Here is a 20,939-nt window from a genome sequence, read left to right on the forward strand (position 1 = left end):
CAATGGCCATAGCTCTCGATAGCCGCCGCGGTTAAGTGTATTATCGTAATCGCTTAGTTTATAGCGAAAATATTACTCGCCTAACGTGAAAGGACACAGTAGGTTCTTGGTCAGGAACATAGCGGTAATCATTTGCAGGATGTCTCCGAAATGAATAAAAGCCCTGAAAGCTGCTCTTTCGAGCGGGGCTTGTCTGGGCTTTATTCATGAATCGTACAGTAATTTACTTGGATTCAGCAGTTAATTGGTTGTAGATATCATCCCACAGAACACGTCGGGCTGATACATACCGCTTCGCGTAATAAGATTGGCTAAGTTTGCTTTTCACTATACCTTCATCGGATGCAGAGTGAACGAATTCACCGTCTCCAAGGTAGATACCAACGTGAGAAATACCTTTGCCGCCGCTTGTGTCAAAGAACACAAGATCACCTTTACGAAGATCTTTTTTGTCAATCCAGTAGCCTTCGTTATTTTGAGATGATGAGCTATGAGGAAGATCAATGCCGAATTTGTCGAAAACGTATGCGGTGAAACCAGAGCAATCAAAACCCTTTGTGGTCGTTCCCGCCGTTCTGTACGGAATTCCTAGCAATCCGTCAACCGTTTCATCCAAAGTGGATTGTGACGCAGACACACTTCCTAAACCTACACTCAAAAACAAAACAAGACTAAAAACAAGAGCAACAATCTTTCTCAACTGCTTGTCTCCTTCCGGTGCCTACGAGGTTAGCTGGAGGGTTCGGTTGAAGGTTCCCTATGATCCCTGTCTTGCAAGATCAATTCACCCGGTGTGGTTCCCCCGTTTCCCCAAGAAATGAGGAATTCGGCATGAAATATTTGGTTTTTTTTGATGCTAGTCCTTGTAATTCGTCATAAACATTTAAAATCCTCCTTTTCTATGAGTCTACTCATTAAAATATGCAAGTTTATTAGGAAAATAAACAAAAAAAAGCCCCTTTTGCAAGGGGGGAGAAGAAAATGTGCTAATTTCAGCTTATTTAAATGCACTTAGCCGTTCATTTTGGCAGATAGAAGCTGATATTGGGAAGTTATGGCCCACATTTGGAAGAAAATGTGGAATAGCGGGAAGAGCTGATAAATGATTAGCGCTACCAGACCTGCCCATATGTAAGTTGCTGTGACTGTGACCCCTGCCAATAGTCCCGAGGCAAGTAGGAGGATGAGCGCAAGCCCGATAATAGGAAGCAAACTGCGAACGAAAGTGATGACAGTGGACAAAATGCCAAGTTTGGCTGCGATCGCGAACTGCACATACATAAAAAGCAGATGTAAGAGAAAGCCATAGACCAGCAAGCCCAGAAGCCAAGGCAGCAATTGGAGGGCTGCTTGCTCATACGATGTGGTATGTGCGAATTGCCTCTGCGCCTTGGGAAACAGCCAAATGAGCGGTAGCAAGGAAAGCGAGATTCGGACGACATATGCGATTAGGAATGGGAGCATGAGCTCCTTGATACCTCGGAAAAAGCGGTAGCCGGCATTTTGCTGGGAATGGGTCAGCGAATAGTAGACGCCGCTATTTAGCATGGGGGTGAGCAGCATGCGCATAACAAGTAGAGCAGCCAGCCAGCAGAGGTAAGAATGGGTAAGATCGGTTTTGACCAGTTGGAACTGTCCTTCTGCTAGAAATAGCTGCAGCGCTTGCTTCGGCTGCTCGCCACCTGGATAGCGGTGCATGAGAGGGACGAGAACACCCTGTACAAGCTTATACAGCAGGATGCCCCAGCCCATCTGATACAGGAACAAGACGATCGTGGCGAAAGGTTGCCGTAATGCCGCCCTGAAGCCAGACTTGATATAAGTTGCCACAGTTGTCCCTCCTTAGAGTTTTGCTTTAGCAAAACTGGCATCGTAAGCATAACCTGAGTTTTCCGTAGGAAAACTTTCTTCGTAAGCATATGCCTAAGAGTATTGGATAAGCCTAGCCGCTTACCAAGCGACCCAGCCGAAAATGGCTTGCAGGAATTGAATGATGCCGAGATTCCAGCGGATTTTCCACTTCGTATCCACTTGGGTTTGCATAAAATTATTAATATGTTTATTTTCCAGCACGAGCGAGTAATTAGGATCAATTCGAACCCAGTCTACAGGAGTCTTGTGGGTAAGTTTGAACTCAATACTGCTTTCTTTACCATCCCACGTTTTATCCAGCACAGTGCCATCTGAGAAATGGAATTGGATCGGCACCTCGGACGAATTGCCGCCTTTTTTGGAGATGAGAACGGTACTTTCGTACGACTCTGCCCCTTTGCTGCCCGCGGATTTGACGCGAATGCTCTCCACGGTGTAATCCATCATCATGGCGCCGTAAACATATTGATTGAAGAAATCATCCCACTTCGTTTTGGTCACTTCTTCGACAACGTTCTGGAAGTCCTTCGTAGAAGGATGTTTAAATTCCCAACGTAGGAAGTAAGTGCGCATAATTTTATCCATCGTTTTGGTGCCAACCTGCTTCTCAATGGCTTTAAGTACGAGCTTGCCTCGTGTGTACACATTCTCTGCGTATTGATCATGTCCCGCATAAGCCCACGAGTTCTGATTCAGGGTGTGTGGAGATGTAATAAAGCTGGATTCGACAGGTAAATTAGGGGATACCCCGTACTCCGATTCCATGACCTTGTCCTCCGCATAGGAGGTAAAGCCCTCATCCAGCCAAGCTTCTTCGAATTCATTGCTAGCTACCATTCCATAGAAGAACTGATGTCCAATCTCATGAACAACGACACGTTCTAGCTCTAGATCAGGTTTCTTGTCGCTAGCATCCCACGACGTTACCAAAGTCGGATATTCCATACCGCCTACACCGTTGCCTCCTGGGGGAGGTACGACAATCGAAAGGGTCGAATAGGGGTACGGTCCGTACCATTGACTGTAGCGGGAAAGCGCCTTTTTGGCGGCATACATATAGCGGTCCTTCAAGTCCTGATGATTGGGATCGAGATAGAGCTTGATCTTGACCCCGGGTATTTGTGCGGTCGAGTAGGGTTCTTCCACATAAACGAAATGAGGCGATGCCGACCAAGCGAAATCATGCACATCATCGGCATAAAATTGGTACGTCTTCATCCCGTTGTCGGTCACAGCAGGCTTAACCGGGAAACCGGTAGCTGCTACGATGTAGTTCGCTGGCACTTGAATTTTCACGTCATACATCCCGAAATCAGCATAAAATTCCGAATTTCCATGGTACTGGTGGAGATTCCACCCCGGCTCCGTACGTCCTCTTGTGCCAACACGCTCATAGGCAGCAACTTTAGGGAACCATTGTCCGGCCATGACGAAGTCATCCACATAGCCCATTCTTGCGAAGGCGGAAGGCAGCTTGACGAGGAATTCCGTCTTGATCGTGACCTGCTCCCCGGCACCTACCGGTTTAGGCAGCGGGATTTTGAGCAGCGTATGATCGTCCTTGTTGCCGTCATCGGGCTGCACGAACGCCATGCGCATAGTGAGATCCTCACCGTCAACCGTTTTCACAGAAAGCAACTTCATGCTGCCACTGCTGTCTGCCTTGGCCTCATCTTCACGCAGCTTACCACCTGATTCGCGCATAAACGTCGTTTTCTTTGAGGCAAAAGCATTGGGATACAAATGGAGGTAAAGCTCTTGTACAGGAACGGTTCCTGGATTTTCCCAAGTCAACGTTTGCTGTCCATTGAGCTGCCTCGTTTCGGGCGTGTAAGTAACGCTCATGTGATACTCCGCAATACGATAGCTAAGCGCTGTTGGCGCTTGCTTCTCTAATGGCTTGCCGCTATCTGCAGGCTGCATGTCCGGCGCAGGAGCAGACTTTTCATCCTTAGAGACGACTGGAACGGCCAATTTACTTGCAGATGGGAGCAAATTTTCAGACAGCAGGACAGTGCCTGCTGCAAGGAGCATGACAACGAACCATTGAACCTTGCGGTTTTTGAATAGAACACTCATGATATCCACCCCGCCTAAACAAGCATCTACAGCATGTATATGTAGACAACCTAGGGAATATTTCTGAGGTTGGAAAAGAATTGTTAGAAGGAGGGGGAACGAAGTGGCTAATCAATGAGTCTATAAGGTATAAGGGGTGTGGAAATCGATGAATAAATTTAGAAAAGTGATCGTTATTTTGAGCTGTTTCGTTGGTCTGATTGTTCTCATGACTGTGCTTTCTCAATGTTCTTGGTTTCCTAAAGCGGTTAATGTACAAACTCCGGTGCAGGTTACGCCGTCAGCCGAGCTTGATAAGGCCAAGGTAAGTCCACTTTTTCAAAGCGGCAGCTATCAATTGCAGGGGGAGAAAGGAAAGATCGGCCTCTTGAGTCCAGGCGGTTATAAGGTCAATACGCCTAATAAATATATGTGGCACATATGGAAGCAGGAGGAGCCTCTGACAGGGAAGAAATTCCGCGTTGAAGCAGTGAGTGTTGCGACTGGAGAGAAACGGCAGGTTCTGTTGCAAAATAATGCTTTAGTCGGGGAAATGAATTGGCCGGGAACGGCACCGATCAATGGAGCGGATGCGGGGTTCCCCGTGCTGATGAGGTTCGGTGATCCGGGGTTATGGCGTTTGGATGCTTTTATAGATGAAAGAGCCGTTGGGAGTATCACGGTAGAAGTGAAGTAGCGGAGCTGCAACCAGCAAACCGACTCCAAGAGCGCCACCAACAGCAACCAGCCCTTGTTCTGGAGGGTGACTTTAGCTACAATGAGAGCAAAGCGTCATTTTAACATTACGAAGACTGGAAGGTGCCCTCATGGAAGCGGATAAAAAGAAGCTGGCCTTAAATATAGTAAGTTCTAAAGTGAATCATAAAGGATTCGGTGCCGGAGCAATAGATTTAAGCAACGTATCTGGTGTCATTATTGACGGGGATGAAGCCTATCTGGACGAAGGTACTCTTCATGCCAAAAGCAAAATCGAAAAAGGCATCAAATTCTCAACGAACAAAGAAGACGTGCCAAATGGCCGTAAAGCTTGGATCGTTTGGGTAGCGGTAGATCGTACGGAAGAAGGAGCCTACTACGCTGGAATGACAGCTTGCGAAATGTTAATCGACACCGAAGCTCGCAAAGGATGGAAAATTCTGGCGGAGCACGTAAACAAGATGGATGCTGCAATGAAACGTAAATTCATCTTCGACGGCTTGGATGACAAGGAGCGGGCGCTGCTCAAAAATCAGCTAATTGGGCACAACGAAGAGTGGTGGAATCGCTCGGATCAAGCATTGAAAGATGCACTTTCCTAAGCGATCCAACGCAAAAACCGAGATTATGAACATTATGTGTCATCCATTGTTACGTTTGGGTGAACCGAGTATACTAGACCCTAGTGTATGTTACCTCATATACTAGGACAGCAAAAAGGCAGACTAAGACGCGCTTAGTTCTGCCTTTTTGTGTAGATAAGAAAGTATAAGTTTTATACTTTTGCTTCGCATCTACCTTGACAAACGCGCTCGTCCCAGAAGGACGACGGAGTCGTTTATCCTTGGTTCCATGGAAACGGGCGGATCAGTCGTTCCACCAACGTTTGATATCATTCCACCAAGAGCCGTTTTGCCCTTTGGGCGTGCCCTTTGGATCATTGTTCGTAGCTGGCTTCGCGGGTTTGCCTGTACAGTATGTTGTCGGCTCCGTGCCAATCAGGAATGCCTCCATATGTGAGTTCGGACAGTCTTCATTGGACAGCTTGCCGCTCACTGGATCAATATAGACACTGCTTACCCCTTCAGGAATCGGGAACAGCTTGGGCGGTATCGCCTCTAAGGTTTGTTCCGTGAATTCCGCGAAAATAGGTGAAGCCAAATGAGACTCTACCGTGGAAATATCCCTGCTCTTGTCATAGCCGACCCATACGGCGGTCGCGAGCTCAGGTGTGAACCCAACTAGCCATGCATCGGTGTCTGTCGTACCGGTTTTGCCGGCTATAGGACGCTTAATTGTACTGGCTACGCGATTGCCGGTGCCGCCCTCTTCGAACACGCTCTCCATTAGATTCGTCATCACATAGGCGACAGCCGGATCAAGCACAGGCTCCGCTTTCGGGGCCGCTTCATATAGAATTTTACCATTCGCATCCTCTATACGCACAATCGCCGTCGTCTCCTGATGAACGCCTTGATTCGCAATCGTACCGAACGCTGACGCCATTTCGAGAGGGCTTACTGGGAAGGAACCCAGAGCCAGTGACGGCAGCGGCTTCATCGGAGAGGCAATGCCCAACTTCCGGGCCAGATCGATAACCTTCGCTGGACCGACATCCAGAATCGTATGCACCGCATAGATGTTGTCCGACTTCGAAATCGCCTGCCGCATATCAATATTCGCATTCGCATACTGATCGTTGAAGTTGCGGGGTGTGTACCGTTGACGGCCTTCATCGTAAGTGAACACCGTCGGCTCACTTTTTACCTGCGTCACAGGTGTATAGCCATTTTGCAAAGCGACCATATAAACAATGGGTTTAAAAGAGGACCCCGGCTGTCTCGTATTCGAGAGTGCGCGGTTGAACTGATTCTCGGAATAGTCGCGACCCCCGACCATCGCTTTGATTTCTCCCGTCCTTGGGTCGATTGCTACCAGGGCGGCTTGAAGGTCTGTTTTACCCGTGAGTTGCTTGGTAATAACACTCTCAGCGATTTGCTGCGCATTTTTATCGAGAGTCGTGTAAATGCGAATGCCGCCTTCATCGAACTGCTCCTCGGGTATGCCCAGCTTATCCGTTGCCAGTGCTCGCACATAATCTCGGAAGTAGGGGGCTGCGGCTGGTTTTTTCTTCGTAAGCGGCTGAATCGTCAGCTTCTCTTTGCCTGCGGCGTCAGCGGCGCTTTGTGTAATGAAGCCACCGCGCACCATCGTTTGCAGGACCACCTTTTGCCGATCCATTGCATTCTTTAGATCATAATACGGTGAGTAGTAACGAGGTCCTTTAGGGACCCCGGCGATCATCGCGCTTTCCGCCAACGTTAATTCACTGGCATGCTTGCCGAAGAAAAGCTCGGAGGCCGTTTCGATCCCATACGTCGAATGACCATAGTAGATTTGATTCAAATAATTCGTCAGAATTTCATCCTTCGTCAGCTGCATTTCCATTTGGATAGCGAACACGGTTTCCTTGATTTTGCGCGACCAAGTCCGGTCATGATTTAAATATAAATTCCGAGCTAATTGCTGAGTTATCGTGCCTGCACCTTGCACCTTAGCCATGGCTTGTACATTGACAACAGCGGCCCTGGCCACAGCCTTCACATCCACGCCGAAATGTTCATAGAAATGCTGATCCTCCACAGCGAGAGTTGCTTTAATGAGATAAGGCGATATTTCGCCCAGTGAGACGACCTGTCGATTTTGCCCGGAATAGAAGGTGTCAATCAGTTCGCCATGGGTATCGTACATTTGGGAGGTTTGCAGCATTTTGGTGACGGGCAGCGTTTGAGCACGCAAATAGACCAGACAGCCAGCGGCAACGATGAGGAGCAGGACGCAGGAAGTGAATAGGAATGAGAACATCTTTTTGATACGACGCATCCAGCGCATAGACGCAGGTACCTCTTTATCCCTAGGTGCTTGTGGTGTGCCTGTGGATGGCTGACGATGGTTCTCGTTCTCGGACATCTCTTCTTACCTCCTTTCTCCATGCTCTAAAGCCTTATTACCCAGTATGGAAAAGCATGGCAGTCCGTATTCAACGAATTGTAAATATTTTTTGTTAAATGGTGAAAAAACCTAGGAAAATATTGCATTTCGGGGGTAATGAACTATAATACAATTTGTGCGTTGATAAAGGATAAGTTCGTAACTTAACTTGCTTCGCATCAACCTTGATAAGCTCACACGTCAGAATGGACGGAGTAAGCCGTTATCCTTGGTATAAAATGACTGGAAATAACAGCGCCGCTTCGCATGACTTTTTGGGCTGGTGGAACACTGTTAGAGATAACGAATGTCAGGATTTATTCATTCCAATATAGCAGCGAAAGAAGGTATAAACATGGAACTGTGGTACACAGAGAAACAAACGGATAGCTTCGGCATTACAGCTAAAGTAAAAGAGACATACGTGAGAGAGCAAACGGACTTCCAAGACCTTTCGATGATCGAAACCGAAGAATGGGGAACCATGCTTACCCTGGACGGTATGGTTATGACAACGGTAAGAGACGAATTTGTTTATCATGAAATGGTTGCGCACCCTGCGCTTGTTACCCACCCGAACCCAGAGTACGTGCTTGTAGTAGGCGGCGGCGACGGCGGAGTAATCCGTGAAATCATGAAGCACCCGAAGGTGAAAAAGGCTGTTCTTGTTGATATCGACGGTAAAGTAATTGAGTACTCCAAAAAGTACCTGCCAACCATTGCCGGCGAATTAGATAACCCTCGTGTAGAAGTTATTGTTAACGATGGCTATATGCACATTCACGATCACAAAAACACCTACGACGTTATCATGGTCGATTCCACTGAGCCTGTTGGTCCAGCTGTCGAGCTGTTCTCCAAGGGCTTCTACCAAGGTATCTTTGATGCGTTAAAAGAAGACGGGATCTTCGTTGCACAAACGGATAACCCTTGGTTCAAAGCAGACCTGATCCAAACGGTTAACCGGGATGTCAAAGAAATCTTCCCAATCGTTCGTGTGTACAGCGCGAACATTCCTACGTACCCAAGCGGTCTATGGACCTTCACGATGGGCAGCAAAAAGCACGATCCACTGCAAGTGGAGGAAGCGGCAATTCCGGAATTCCCAACGAAGTACTACACACCACGCCTACATAGAGCGGCATTCGTGCTTCCTAAATTTGTAGAAGATTTGATTAAATAGTGAAATTGAACCGCCGGTTGTTTCCATGCTTGTCACGGGGACGCTGGCGGTTTTTGTTTTGGCGGCTCTAGGTGGGTCATCTTTGTACTTGGTGCTAACTGTCTTTGTTTCTGTTCGAACACTTACTGTTGCCGTCGCAGCTCTCGGCGTCAGGTGTTTCAACTCTTACTGACACCGTCGCCTTGCTCGACAACAGGTGTTCCAACCCATACTGTCACCATCGCTCGTGCTCGGCCTCTGGTGTTCCAACTCCCACTGTCGCCGTCGCCACGCTCGGCAGTCCCGTATCCCAGCTCTACGCCCCTGGTTTGCCCCCTCAGCCAACTTACCTGCATTTTGTGCATCAAATTGGCTCGAAAATCTTTTTTTCAGTCATTTAGCTGCAAAAAGTACATTAAATTTCAGCGGAAGGGGCCCAAAACGTAAAAATGGCTCAAATTTGATGTAGGAAATGCATCTTCTCACATCAATTCCAACCATTTTGTCAAAAAAGCCTGCACAAAATACATCTAATCCATTTTCTCAGGAAATAAGTGGGTTCTAATTTCCCGAACTTACATAGTAGCGAATTCGATGATTCCCTCGCTATGTGCGCTGATCTCCCGTAATACATTGAATTTAGCGAACCTTTCATATAAACTAATACCTAACTTGCCTTATTTGACATAAGGTGCAAACAGGTATTGCAGAATAGGAGAATAACGGACCATGACGGCTAAAGAGCGCGTGCGGATCCGAATTGAAAGTCGAAGCGGGAGCGAGACAACCGTGCAGAAAGCACGAGGGGATCTTTATCGTAAAGGCAATCACACGTACATCCGCTATGAAGAAGAGCCGAACGAGCTTGGACGAACAGTGACGCTCATTAAGCTGGAAGACAATCAGATACGAATCGTCCGCCAAGGAGATGTGCAAGCTGAGCAGACATTTCTGCCCGGTGAAAAGAGGATTGGTTTTTATCAAACACCTCAAGGTAGATTGGAACTCGAAATCGAGACACATGAGCTGACCTCGGAAGCCGTGCATGGCATCGGTATCACAAGGTGGAGCTATGATTTATATGCATCAGGCACTCATGCGGGAACATACAGGATCAAGTTGTTAATTCAGGAGGAGTAAGACGAATGGATGTACTAAACGAAGTCAAAGCCATAGTTAAACAAGCCATAATAGAAGCAGTTACAGCTGCAGGTATCGTGGACGCGGCGCAAATACCGGAGATTATTCTAGAGGTCCCGAAAGAAAAAACGCACGGGGATTTCGCGACGAATATCGCGATGCAGCTAACCCGAATTGCTAAGCAGAACCCAAGACAAATTGCCGAGCAGATTATTGCTAACCTGCAAAAGGATAAAGCCAATATCGCTGAAGCGGAAATTGCGGGGCCTGGTTTTATTAATTTTAAAATGAACAAAGTGTACCTATACCCAGTTATTGAAAATGTTCAAAACATGGGTGGTCGGTACGGTGCGACGAACGTCGGCCAAGGGCTTAAAGTGCAAGTGGAGTTCGTTAGCGCGAATCCAACGGGTTCTTTGCATTTGGGACATGCTCGCGGAGCAGCAGTGGGCGACGTGCTGTGCAACGTACTCGATCTGGCTGGATACGACGTATCCCGAGAGTACTATATCAATGATGCCGGCAACCAAGTGATTAATTTGGCCAAATCAATCGAAGCCCGCTATTTGCAGGCTCTCGGACAAGAAGCAGAGATGCCGGAAGACGGATACTTCGGTGAAGATATCAAAGGCTTTGCAGCTGATCTTGCTGCGGAAGAAGGGGATCGCCTTCTAAGTTTGCCAGAAGATGAGCGTCGTGCTTATTTCCGCACCTATGGGCTGAAAAAAGAACTCGATAAAATCAAACGCGATTTGGGTCGTTTTGGTGTTCATTTCGACAACTGGTTCTCCGAGACGTCGATTTATGAAGATAACCTCATTCCACCCGTTCTCCAAGAGCTGCGGGATAATGGGCACATATATGAAGAAGAAGGCGCGACCTGGTTAAACACAACACCACTGGGTGACGACAAGAATCGCGTTCTGATCAAGAATGACGGTTCCTTTACGTACCTTACTCCGGATATTGCCTATCATCGCAATAAATTTGGGCGTGGCTTTGATCGTTTGATTAATATTTGGGGCGCGGATCATCACGGCTACATTCCACGGATGAAAGCGGCAATGACGGCGCTTGGTTTTGAATCGGATCGCCTCGTTGTGCTAATTGCCCAAATGGTGAGCCTTTTCCAAAATGGGGAAAAGGTGAAAATGTCCAAACGGACTGGCAAAGCAGTCACGATGGAAGATCTCATGGACGAAGTCGGCGTAGACCCGATTCGTTATTTCTTCGCGATGCGCAGCATGGACTCGCATTTGGACTTTGACATGGACTTGGCGGTTTCCCAGTCTAATGAGAACCCTGTGTTCTATGTGCAGTACGCACATGCACGGATTTGCAGCATCTTCCGTCAGGCGGAAGAGCAGAATATCCAGGTGCTGCCGCTTGCACAGGTAGACCTTACCCAGCTTACGTCGGAAGCTGAGTTTGACTTGCTGCGCAAGATGGGCGAGCTTCCGGAGGAAATCGCCATTGCGGCCGATCAATATGCGCCGCATCGGCTTATCCGCTATGTTTATGAACTGGCGAGCCAGTTCCATAGCTATTACAGAGGCCACTATGTCATCACGGATGACGCGGCCTTGACCCAGGCGCGCCTCGCCTTGCTCGGCGCGCTTCGCATTACCTTAGCCAACACACTTCGCGTAGTTGGCGTATCCGCCCCAGAGCGGATGTAACATCCGCTCTACAAACTGAAGGGACGATCCCCATGTCTACGATGACATGAGAGATACGTCCCTTTTTTTGTTAATACCAGAAGTAAAGTCTGGTGGACTATAACTTGTTGAGCATCTACTTTGACAAACGTTTCCCACCAAGAAGACGTTTATCCCGCCATTTTAGAGTGTGGGCACACCCTAGCGCATTTTTTCTAATTTGTTTTAAGTCCTTTTATTCTTAGCATGCGAGTGGAATTGTTGTGAAATGTACAACAATTTCCCTGATATTTCGCTCTAAGCCGAGAATTGTTGTATTCCGTGCAACAAAATAGCTGTATTTCGCCCGAAATGTCCATTTTTGGGCGAATATGCTGTATTTTGTGCAATATTAGCAGGATTATCGTAGATTATGATGACTAAAGTTGCACTTTGTACAACTTTATATCATCTGGCAGAATGTGTCGGCGGGTTTGCTCCCGCACTTGCTCCCGCACTCGCTCTCGCTCTATATCACTTGCATCGGCTCTCGCTCTTCGCACTCGCACTCGCACTCGCTCCCGCCTCAAACCTGCCGCGCCGCCCGGATCGCGCGCCGAGCGTTCAAATGCCCAGGCTTCCAGCGCGTGCTCCCTCGCTTGCTGAGACCGGTCGTGCAGCGGCGCAGCGCATTTTTAATCTGCAGCGGCGACATCGGCTTGATCGATAACATCAAAGCGATGACGCCGCTGACATGAGCGGTGGCCATCGAAGTGCCACTTAGCTCGTTGTATTTGCCGTTAAGCCAGGACGAGTAGACTCGCTCGCCTGGTGCGTAAATATCAATTTGCTTTCCGCGGTTGCTGAAGGGGGCGATTTTGCCTAGCCGCGTTGTGGCTCCAACGGAGACAACCTGGGGGAAGCGGGCGGGGTAATCGACCGTTTTCTTTTTACCGTCATTGCCGGATGAAGCCACGATGACTTTACCTCTGTAGTACGCATTCAAGACTGCTTGCTCGAGAGAACGGTTGTATGTTTTCATACCGAAGCTCATATTGATAATATCAAGGTCGTTATGAACACACCAATCGATGCCCGCAATAATGTCCGAGACATAAGCGCTTCCTGCGTAGTCAAAAGCTTTTACCGGATGAACGATAGCTCTAGGAGCAACACCGACAATCCCTGTATGGCGGCCAGCTGCCGCGATCGTTCCGGCGATATGCGTGCCATGCCCATTGTCATCATAGGGCAGCATACTGCGGTTTAGTAAATTGATGCCCCGTGATATCGAATTGCGTAAGTCAGGATGATTGTAATCGATTCCGGTATCAATGACGCCGATCCGAATATTCTGACCTACCGATTTGTTCCAGACTTCAGGTGCGCCTACTTGATCGATGCCCCAAGGTATCGTGTGATAGCCCGATAAATTGCTTGATCGTCTGGAGGTAGTTTTGTTGCTCATCGCTTGGTGAACGGATATCTTGGTATCCTCTTCGATGATTGGCACACCGGAGATACCTCTGAGCTTAGTGTCGGGACGAAGCGTGCAGGAGAAGGCGTGAATGATGTTTAGGTCGCGGACCTTGGAGAGGTTTACGAACTGAGATTTCATTCGTTTCAGCGCTGATTTGCATGCGTAGTAGTCCTTGGCCGATGAGAAATGGATGATATGCTTCTTGCCAGAACGCTTGGTGAGACCGATTTCCTCATGAAGCAAATGAAGAAAGGTGGCTATATCCATCGTGCCATCCCCCCATGACAGCTTAGAATCGAATCTCCCCTATCTTATGTACAGGTCACCTCGAATGACCGTGTTCTCGCCTTTATAGAAATAAATGGGTACGAAGCCGTGTCAGATGCGTAGGTTTTACATAGGATAAATAGAGAGGCGCGGGCAGGAGTGTCTCTTTCTCAGGTAGTGGAACGGCTGTGATTCATTCACACCGCTTCCTTAGGATACAGTCACAAGCGGAGGGGGACCTTCGCTTGTATTCATTTTAGGGGGAACGCTTTCTTCCTTGCGACGGGGTGTATAAGGCATCTGTTTGAAAGGTTTCTAAGTTGAAATGAAAGTATTAATTTTATACGCTTACTCCGCATTAACCTTGACAAACACGCTTGCGTTCAAGACGACGAAAATAGTTTATCCTTGGATAGTTGCATTTTTAGAAAAAATAGGTTTTACTTAATGAAGATATTGGATAAGGTAGATAGAAGAACTGAAGATGACGATCACGATCGAAAAGGATGTGCCTTAGATGAGTAGCGAATACACACTCAAAATCACCACAGAGCAAGCACGCGAAATGCCCATGGTGGATTTGGCGTTTGAATTACTGAAGTCGGCGAATACGCCGTTTTACTATCGTGACCTGATGGCTGAAATTGCTAAAATAAAAGGGCTGTCCGAGCAGCATGTTATGCAAGTGATTGCCCAACTATATACGGAAATCAACATCGATGGACGTTTTGCTTGCGTAGGTACGAACCTATGGGGTTTGAAACGCTGGTATCCTGTCGAGAAATCAGACGATGCGGTTGGTAACGCGAAGCGTCCAAGAATCATTAACGACGAAGATGACGATCTGGATGAAGACATCTACGCGGAGGAAGAAGATACATACGCAGAGGAAGATGAGTACGATACATTTGGTACCGAAACCGAAGAGGAAGAAGCGGAAGAGGATACTGAATTCTTCGAAGATGAAGAGATCGAAGAGGATCTTGGCGAAGCGGGTATTGAAGAATCAGACGAAGATAGTGATGACGATTTAGATGAGGATTCCGATGAGGATGACGAGGAAGACGATTTGGATGAAGAGGCTGAAGACGACAAATAACTTGTCTTGACAGTCCCTATCTGTTCAGAGTAAACTATTGCATGGGCTTTAAAAGAATCTTAACAATTCGCTCAAGCGTTCAAAAAGTGCCCCGTCACTACGGGTGTCACTTTTTTTGTTTTTTTAGTGTTTTTTTGTGTTTTTTCACTTTATTTTCATGAAAACCCCTATTTAGCAGAAGCTAATGCTTACAAAGTCATTTTTCTGGCAAAAGATAAGCTTATGCCTTACGTCGTAAGTTTCTTAGTAGATAAGAAAGTTTAAGTTTTATACTTTTGCTTCGCATCTACCTTGACAAACGCGCTCGTCCTTGAAGGACGACGGAGTCGTTTATCCTTGTATTACCAACCATACTAAAACTCTAGGAGGCGTACATAGTGACAAAATACATTTTCGTTACGGGAGGCGTAGTTTCATCCCTTGGCAAAGGAATTACAGCAGCGTCTTTAGGGAGATTGCTCAAAAACAGAGGCTTGAAAGTTACGATTCAAAAGTTTGACCCTTACATTAACGTGGATCCGGGAACGATGAGTCCTTACCAGCACGGTGAAGTGTTCGTAACCGACGATGGGGCAGAAACGGATCTGGACTTAGGTCATTATGAGCGTTTTATTGATATTAATCTTTCCAAAAGTTCCAACGTAACCTCAGGCAAAGTTTACTCCTCCGTTATTACCAAAGAGCGCAGAGGTGAATATCTGGGTGGTACGGTACAAGTGATCCCGCATATTACGAACGAAATCAAAGAACGTGTGATTCGCGCTGGTCGTGAAGCTGGGTCCGATGTTGTAATTACTGAAATTGGTGGTACGGTAGGAGATATCGAAAGCTTGCCGTTCCTGGAAGCTATTCGTCAAATGAAAAATGATATCGGCCGCGAGAATGTCATGTATATTCACGTTACGCTGATTCCTTATATTAAAGCAGCTGGTGAAGTGAAGACGAAACCTACGCAGCACAGTGTAAAAGAACTGCGCGGGCTAGGGATTCAACCTCACGTTATCGTTTGCCGTACGGAGCATTCCTTAACGGAAGATATGAAGCGTAAGTTAGCTTTATTCTGTGATATCGATCCTGCAGCTGTCATTGAGTGTAAGGATGCAGAAACCTTATACGAAGTTCCGATGATGCTTCGCGAGCAAGGGCTTGACGATTATGTTGTCAATCACCTGAAACTGCGTACGAACGAGCCGGATATGAAGGAATGGGAAAGCCTTGTTCGTAAAGTTAAATCATTGACGAAGAAGACCGAAATTGCGATTGTAGGGAAATACGTTGCGCTGCATGACGCTTACCTAAGTATTGTTGAAGCACTAGGTCATGCCGGCATCGATAATGACTCCGAAATTAATATTCGTTGGGTGAATGCTGAAGAAATTTTTGAGCATAACGTCCATCAGCTTCTTTCAGGTGTTCAAGGTATTCTTGTACCTGGTGGATTCGGTGATCGTGGTATTGAAGGTAAAGTGGAAGCGATCCGCTATGCCCGTGAAAAGGAGATTCCATTCTTCGGAATTTGCTTAGGTATGCAGGTTGCTGTTATTGAATATGCGCGTTCCGTTTCAGGATTGGATGGCGCGAACAGCTCCGAGATTAATCCTACAACGCCTTATCCGGTCATCGATCTACTGCCAGAGCAGAAGGATATCGAGAATTTAGGCGGTACAATGCGTCTTGGTTTATATCCTTGCAAAGTTGTTCCGGGGTCTCTTGCTGAGCAGTGTTACAATGATGAGCTTATCTATGAGAGACATCGTCACCGGTATGAATTTAACAATGAATACCGCGAATTGATTGAATCTGCCGGTTTGCGCATTTCCGGTACGTCACCGGACGGCCGATTGGTTGAGATGGTCGAGCTTCCTGGTCACCCTTGGTTCCTAGCTGTTCAATTCCATCCGGAATTTACATCGCGTCCGAATCGTCCGCAGCCTCTTTTCCGTGAATTCGTTAAAGCCGCTCAGTTGATCGCGCGTTAATTCTTGCTGTAGCGGTTGTCCCTCCAGACAACCAACTTATTTGTAAAACTTTTCAATTAGTTCTGTTCCCTCAGAAGGAAATCGAAAATGAATAGCGAATACCTTTAGAAACATATACATGGGAATTTGTTATTCGTTTTCGGGAGGGAAATAGGCTGATGAAGAAAAAGGTATTGATTGTCGACGATCAAAATGGAATTCGCGTACTACTCATGGAGGTATTCAGTAACGAAGGGTACGATACCTATCAGGCCTCGAATGGCAAGTTGGCCTTGGAAATCGTGAAAAATTCTTCGCCTGATCTTATTCTACTGGATATGAAAATTCCTGGTATGGACGGTCTGGATATTTTGAAACATGTTAAAGCCATTGATGCATCGATCAAAGTCATTATGATGACAGCTTACGGCGAGCTCGATATGATTAAAGAAGCAACGGATTTGGGTGCGATTATGCACTTTACCAAGCCTTTTGATATTGATGAATTGCGTATGGCGGTCAATATGCAGCTTAATAATGAATCTAGCAGCGGTTTTGCAGTGGGATCCTAGTCATAGGGTCTTTTTTGTTGCCGAAATACGAGGGCTTGGTTATCATTTGAAAAGTTATGTGCTATAATAACTCAGGTATGACAAAGAGCGGTATGCGCATCTACTATAGGTTCTAGGAGGAAGAGAAACATGGCATTGGTTTCAATGAATGAATTTTTACCTAAAGCAAAAGCGAACAAATTCGCGGTGGGTCAATTTAATATGAACAACCTTGAATTCGCTCAAGCGATTGTGGAAGCTGCAATCGAATTGAAATCCCCGTTCATTTATGGTGTAAGCGAAGGCGCACTTAAATATATGGGCATCGAGTTTACAGTAGCAATTGCTGAAGCTGCAGCTAAAAAATCCGGTCTACCGATTGCTCTACACTTAGATCATGGCAGTTCCTTTGAAGTAGCAATGAAATGTATCCGTGCAGGATTCAGCTCCGTTATGTTCGATGGTTCCCACTATTCTTTCGAAGAAAACATTCGTTTGACGAAAGAAGTCGTAAAAGCTGCTCGTGCAATGGGCGTATCCGTTGAGGGTGAGCTTGGAACAATTGGCGGCGTTGAGGACGACATCTCTGTTGATGAAGAGCACGCTAACCTTGCAAAACCAGAAGAAGCTATCCGTTTCTACGAAGAAACAGGTGTTGACTGTCTGGCTATCGCTGTAGGTACTGCACATGGTATGTACGCAGGCGAACCTAACATTCACTTTGATATTATTGAAGCAGTTTCCAAAGCAATTCCAGTTCCTGTTGTTCTTCACGGTGGATCCGGCGTTCCTGACGAAATGATTCGTAAATCTATCGCAGCAGGCGTTGGCAAAATCAACGTTAACACAGAGAATCAAGTGGCATGCACAGAAAGCATCCGCGCGGCTCTGAACAAAGATGCTAAAATTTATGATCCTCGTAAATATCTCACCCCGGCTCGTAATGCTATGATCGAAGTAGTAAAATCCAAAATTCAATTGTTCGGAAGCAGCAACCAAGCTTAATTCCAATTGTATAGTCAGGGTAGGAAATGCAGTAGGGCACAGACGGAAGATAGACGAAAGAATATCGTCCGTCTGTGTCATTACGTGCGTTTCCTTCTTCTATTTTTTTGCGCTTATGTTCTCTGAGAGAACCATAGCTATTTAGTTTGTGAAGCCGCTTTTTTATATGGATTTATAAGAAATTATTAAATTTATATGCTCATTCGCTTGATTTTTGACGATCGCTAGTCTTAAAGGACGCAGTGGAGTCGAATATCTTTGGTAAAGTTTGTGTTGGGGTAGGTTGCATTTGTTTGCTTTGATTTACTACTTAGTAAGTAGGCACCTGGTTTAGGGGGAGAATCATGTTGGAAAAATTAATGGTGGTCGGGGGACGTCCACTACGGGGAACAGTTCAAATTAGCGGGGCTAAGAATAGTGCAGTTGCACTCATTCCAGCCGCCATTCTTGCTGAAACATCGGTTACTTTGGATAATCTGCCTCATCTGAGTGATGTGGCTATATATACAGAAATTTTAACGGATTTAGGGGCTTCCATAGACTGGAACGAAGATCGGATGACGATTGACCCAAGTCGAATGAAGTCACTTCCGATGCCAAATGGCAAAGTAAAGAAGCTCAGAGCATCCTACTATTTAATGGGAGCGCTGCTCGGGAGATTTGGCGAGGCGACGATTGGTCTGCCGGGTGGTTGCAACTTCGAACCGCGTCCGATTGATTTGCATATTAAAGGCTTTGAAGCTTTGGGTGCCGAGGTTAGCAATGAGAATGGCGCATTAAAGATACGCGCCAAGGAACTTCGCGGTGCCAAAATATACTTAGATATGGCGAGTGTTGGAGCAACGATTAACATCATGTTGGCTGCCTCGCGAGCTAAAGGCGTTACGATTATCGAAAATGCGGCCAAAGAGCCTGAAATCATAGATGTGGCAACACTTTTAAACTCAATGGGTGCCAAAATTAAGGGCGCTGGAACAGAGACCATACGTATCGAAGGCGTAACAGAGATGCATGGTTGCCGACATTCCATTATTCCTGACCGTATTCAAGCAGGTACGTATATGATTGCTGCAGCGGCTACACGCGGCGATGTGACGGTCGACAATGTTATTCCTAAACATATGGAGGCTTTGACGGCAAAGCTTCAGGAAATGGGCGTACATATCTACGAAATGGATGAGTCCATTCGTGTTGTCGGTCAACCTGAATACGAAAGTGTTGATGTGAAAGCTTTAATCTACCCTGGGTTTGCGACGGATCTACAATCTCCGATGGCTAGCTTACTTTGCCAAGCTAAAGGAGTTAGCATATTAACGGACCACGTTTATAGTAATCGTTTCAAACATATTCCTGAGCTAGTGCGTATGGGAGCAAAGATGAAAGTCGAAGGACGCTCAGCCATCATTGAGGGCTCACAGCTGAGTTCTGCCAAAGTGAGAGCAACGGATTTGAGGGCAGGAGCTTCTCTTGTGCTTGCGGGCCTTAGCGTAAGAACAGGTGGCATCACAGAAGTATCCGGGGTTGAGTTTATTGATCGTGGTTATGAGAACTTGGTATTCAACTTATCTTCACTGGGTGCAGAGGTTTGGCGCGAGAGCGAGGAATAAAGTACCAAGTAACAGGCAATGCTAGAATCCAATTGAAAATTTAATAGTTTGGTGGTTGAAACATGAGCATGCAGCTTGCTGAGCTTGAAGTACTCAAGCTTACTGAATTATATAAACTAGCTAAGAAACATCAGATCCAATACTACGGTACGCTGAAGAAAAAAGAACTCATCTTTGCAATTTTACGTGCACAAGCTGCTGAGAGTGGTTTAATGTTCATGCAAGGAGTTCTCGAGATCCTTCAGGAGGGCTTTGGATTCTTACGTCCAATTAATTACCTTCCAAGCTCGGAGGACATTTATATTTCGGCTTCCCAGATTCGCAAATTCGATTTGCGTTCAGGGGACATTGTATCGGGTAAGTGCCGTCCGCCCAAAGAAAATGAACGATATTTCGGGCTTCTTCAAGTTGAAGCGGTGAATGGAGAGAAACCGGAAACGGCAGCAGAGCGACTTCATTTCCCTGCATTGACACCTCTTTATCCAGACACACGAATAACGCTTGAAACTGAGCCTAACAAGATTTCCATGCGTATCATGGATTTGCTTGCCCCTGTTGGATTAGGCCAACGCGGCCTGATCGTAGCCCCTCCTAAAGCGGGAAAAACATTGCTGCTGAAAGAAATAGCCAACAGTATTTCCACGAATTATCCAGAAATCGAACTCTTCGTTCTGCTTATCGATGAGCGTCCGGAGGAAGTTACTGATATGCAGCGTTCCGTCAAAGGTGAAGTAGTTGCTTCTACCTTCGATGAGCTTCCCGAAAATCATATTAAAGTCGCAGAGCTAGTTCTAGAACGCGCGATGCGTCTAGTTGAACATAAGAAAGATGTTGTCATTCTCATGGACAGTATTACCCGGTTGGCTAGAGCCTATAACCTTGTGGTTCCTGCTTCTGGCCGGACGTTAACGGGTGGTATAGACCCTGCTGCCTTTCATCGGCCTAAACGTTTCTTCGGGGCCGCCCGTAATATTGAAGAAGGCGGCAGCTTAACAATTCTTGCTACTGCACTCGTAGAAACAGGCTCACGTATGGATGACGTCATTTATGAAGAATTTAAAGGTACAGGTAATTTAGAACTTCATCTGGATCGTAAAATGGCTGAACGCCGTATCTTCCCTGCGATTGATATTCGCAAGTCAGGCACTCGCCGCGAAGAAGCGCTTCTAGGTAAAGATGAGCTCGAGAAGGTATGGGCGCTTCGCAGAGGAATGAACGATTCGCATGAATATACAGAATCCTTCATTAAGAAGCTTGCCGATACGAAGACTAATCAAGAGTTTTTGGACTCTCTGGCTTCCCCTTCAGCAGGATCAACAGGGGCTAACAAAGGTAAAGTTAAGAATTCAGCTTCCTAAGCCTCAAGATACATTTTATTGGTAATATATCGTGTGA

Annotated in this window: 17 protein-coding genes, 1 pseudogene and 1 riboswitch; of the genes and pseudogenes, 11 read left to right on the plus strand and 7 right to left on the minus strand. The window is 46.5% G+C overall.

The window, feature by feature from the left end; genetic code table 11:
* Window positions 1–6: 6 nt before the first annotated feature.
* The 4 genes and pseudogenes from G519_RS53100 to G519_RS0126085 all read right to left on the minus strand — a co-directional run.
* A pseudogene (locus G519_RS53100) lies at window positions 7–138 on the minus strand (FAD-binding domain-containing protein); the annotation flags it as partial.
* 85 nt (window positions 139–223) lie between these two features.
* Window positions 224–700: a C40 family peptidase gene (locus tag G519_RS0126075; protein ID WP_029197202.1), complete on the minus strand. Its 477-nt coding sequence runs from the start codon at window positions 698–700 to the stop codon at window positions 224–226.
* 3 nt (window positions 701–703) lie between these two features.
* A riboswitch (cyclic di-AMP (ydaO/yuaA leader) is annotated at window positions 704–842 on the minus strand.
* Window positions 843–1,011: 169 nt separating this feature from the next.
* A complete protein-coding gene (locus G519_RS0126080; protein ID WP_029197203.1) occupies window positions 1,012–1,830 on the minus strand; it encodes a hypothetical protein in 819 nt (272 codons plus the stop codon).
* 120 nt (window positions 1,831–1,950) lie between these two features.
* On the minus strand, window positions 1,951–3,951 hold the full coding sequence (locus tag G519_RS0126085) for a M1 family metallopeptidase (protein ID WP_029197204.1): 2,001 nt from the start codon (window positions 3,949–3,951) through the stop codon (window positions 1,951–1,953).
* A 148-nt stretch (window positions 3,952–4,099) separates the two neighbouring features.
* Here G519_RS0126085 and G519_RS44585 point away from each other — a divergent pair, with 148 nt between their 5' ends.
* Window positions 4,100–4,627 (plus strand): hypothetical protein, encoded by a 528-nt coding sequence (locus G519_RS44585; protein ID WP_051253694.1) that lies wholly within the window; start codon window positions 4,100–4,102, stop codon window positions 4,625–4,627.
* 130 nt (window positions 4,628–4,757) lie between these two features.
* Complete coding sequence (locus G519_RS0126095; RefSeq protein ID WP_029197205.1) at window positions 4,758–5,249, plus strand: YwhD family protein; 492 nt, start codon at window positions 4,758–4,760, stop codon at window positions 5,247–5,249.
* Between the two features lie 265 nt (window positions 5,250–5,514).
* Here G519_RS0126095 and G519_RS44590 read toward each other — a convergent pair whose 3' ends face one another.
* Window positions 5,515–7,617, minus strand: a complete 2,103-nt coding sequence (locus G519_RS44590) for a transglycosylase domain-containing protein (protein WP_036633769.1) — start codon at window positions 7,615–7,617, stop codon at window positions 5,515–5,517.
* Window positions 7,618–7,993: 376 nt separating this feature from the next.
* On the opposite strand from G519_RS44590, the gene speE reads away from it, so the two are divergent.
* Window positions 7,994–8,821: a polyamine aminopropyltransferase gene (speE, locus tag G519_RS0126105; RefSeq protein WP_029197206.1), complete on the plus strand. Its 828-nt coding sequence runs from the start codon at window positions 7,994–7,996 to the stop codon at window positions 8,819–8,821.
* Window positions 8,822–8,979: 158 nt separating this feature from the next.
* Here the strand turns inward: speE and G519_RS0126110 are convergent, their stop codons facing one another.
* Complete coding sequence (locus tag G519_RS0126110) at window positions 8,980–9,165, minus strand: hypothetical protein (RefSeq protein WP_029197207.1); 186 nt, start codon at window positions 9,163–9,165, stop codon at window positions 8,980–8,982.
* A 364-nt stretch (window positions 9,166–9,529) separates the two neighbouring features.
* On the opposite strand from G519_RS0126110, the gene G519_RS0126115 reads away from it, so the two are divergent.
* Window positions 9,530–9,940, plus strand: a complete 411-nt coding sequence (locus tag G519_RS0126115; protein ID WP_029197208.1) for a YwiB family protein — start codon at window positions 9,530–9,532, stop codon at window positions 9,938–9,940.
* 5 nt (window positions 9,941–9,945) lie between these two features.
* On the plus strand, window positions 9,946–11,619 hold the full coding sequence (gene argS / locus G519_RS0126120; protein ID WP_029197209.1) for an arginine--tRNA ligase: 1,674 nt from the start codon (window positions 9,946–9,948) through the stop codon (window positions 11,617–11,619).
* Between the two features lie 544 nt (window positions 11,620–12,163).
* Here argS and G519_RS0126125 read toward each other — a convergent pair.
* Complete coding sequence (locus G519_RS0126125; RefSeq protein ID WP_029197210.1) at window positions 12,164–13,324, minus strand: S8 family peptidase; 1,161 nt, start codon at window positions 13,322–13,324, stop codon at window positions 12,164–12,166.
* A gap of 517 nt (window positions 13,325–13,841) precedes the next feature.
* Here G519_RS0126125 and rpoE point away from each other — a divergent pair.
* The 6 genes from rpoE (at window position 13,842) to rho (ending at window position 20,902) form a co-directional block, all read left to right on the plus strand.
* Window positions 13,842–14,423 (plus strand): DNA-directed RNA polymerase subunit delta, encoded by a 582-nt coding sequence (gene rpoE / locus G519_RS0126130; RefSeq protein WP_029197211.1) that lies wholly within the window; start codon window positions 13,842–13,844, stop codon window positions 14,421–14,423.
* A gap of 377 nt (window positions 14,424–14,800) precedes the next feature.
* Window positions 14,801–16,402, plus strand: a complete 1,602-nt coding sequence (locus G519_RS0126135) for a CTP synthase (protein WP_029197212.1) — start codon at window positions 14,801–14,803, stop codon at window positions 16,400–16,402.
* A gap of 158 nt (window positions 16,403–16,560) precedes the next feature.
* Complete coding sequence (locus tag G519_RS0126140; RefSeq protein ID WP_029197213.1) at window positions 16,561–16,953, plus strand: response regulator; 393 nt, start codon at window positions 16,561–16,563, stop codon at window positions 16,951–16,953.
* A gap of 129 nt (window positions 16,954–17,082) precedes the next feature.
* On the plus strand, window positions 17,083–17,937 hold the full coding sequence (gene fba / locus G519_RS0126145; protein ID WP_029197214.1) for a class II fructose-1,6-bisphosphate aldolase: 855 nt from the start codon (window positions 17,083–17,085) through the stop codon (window positions 17,935–17,937).
* Window positions 17,938–18,284: 347 nt separating this feature from the next.
* A complete protein-coding gene (locus tag G519_RS0126150) occupies window positions 18,285–19,544 on the plus strand; it encodes a UDP-N-acetylglucosamine 1-carboxyvinyltransferase (protein ID WP_029197215.1) in 1,260 nt (419 codons plus the stop codon).
* A 62-nt stretch (window positions 19,545–19,606) separates the two neighbouring features.
* Window positions 19,607–20,902 (plus strand): transcription termination factor Rho, encoded by a 1,296-nt coding sequence (gene rho, locus G519_RS0126155; RefSeq protein ID WP_029197216.1) that lies wholly within the window; start codon window positions 19,607–19,609, stop codon window positions 20,900–20,902.
* Window positions 20,903–20,939: the final 37 nt, after the last annotated feature.

Source organism: Paenibacillus alginolyticus DSM 5050 = NBRC 15375, assembly GCF_000422905.1.
In the GTDB taxonomy this organism is placed as follows: Bacteria; Bacillota; Bacilli; order Paenibacillales; family NBRC-103111; genus Paenibacillus_E; species Paenibacillus_E alginolyticus.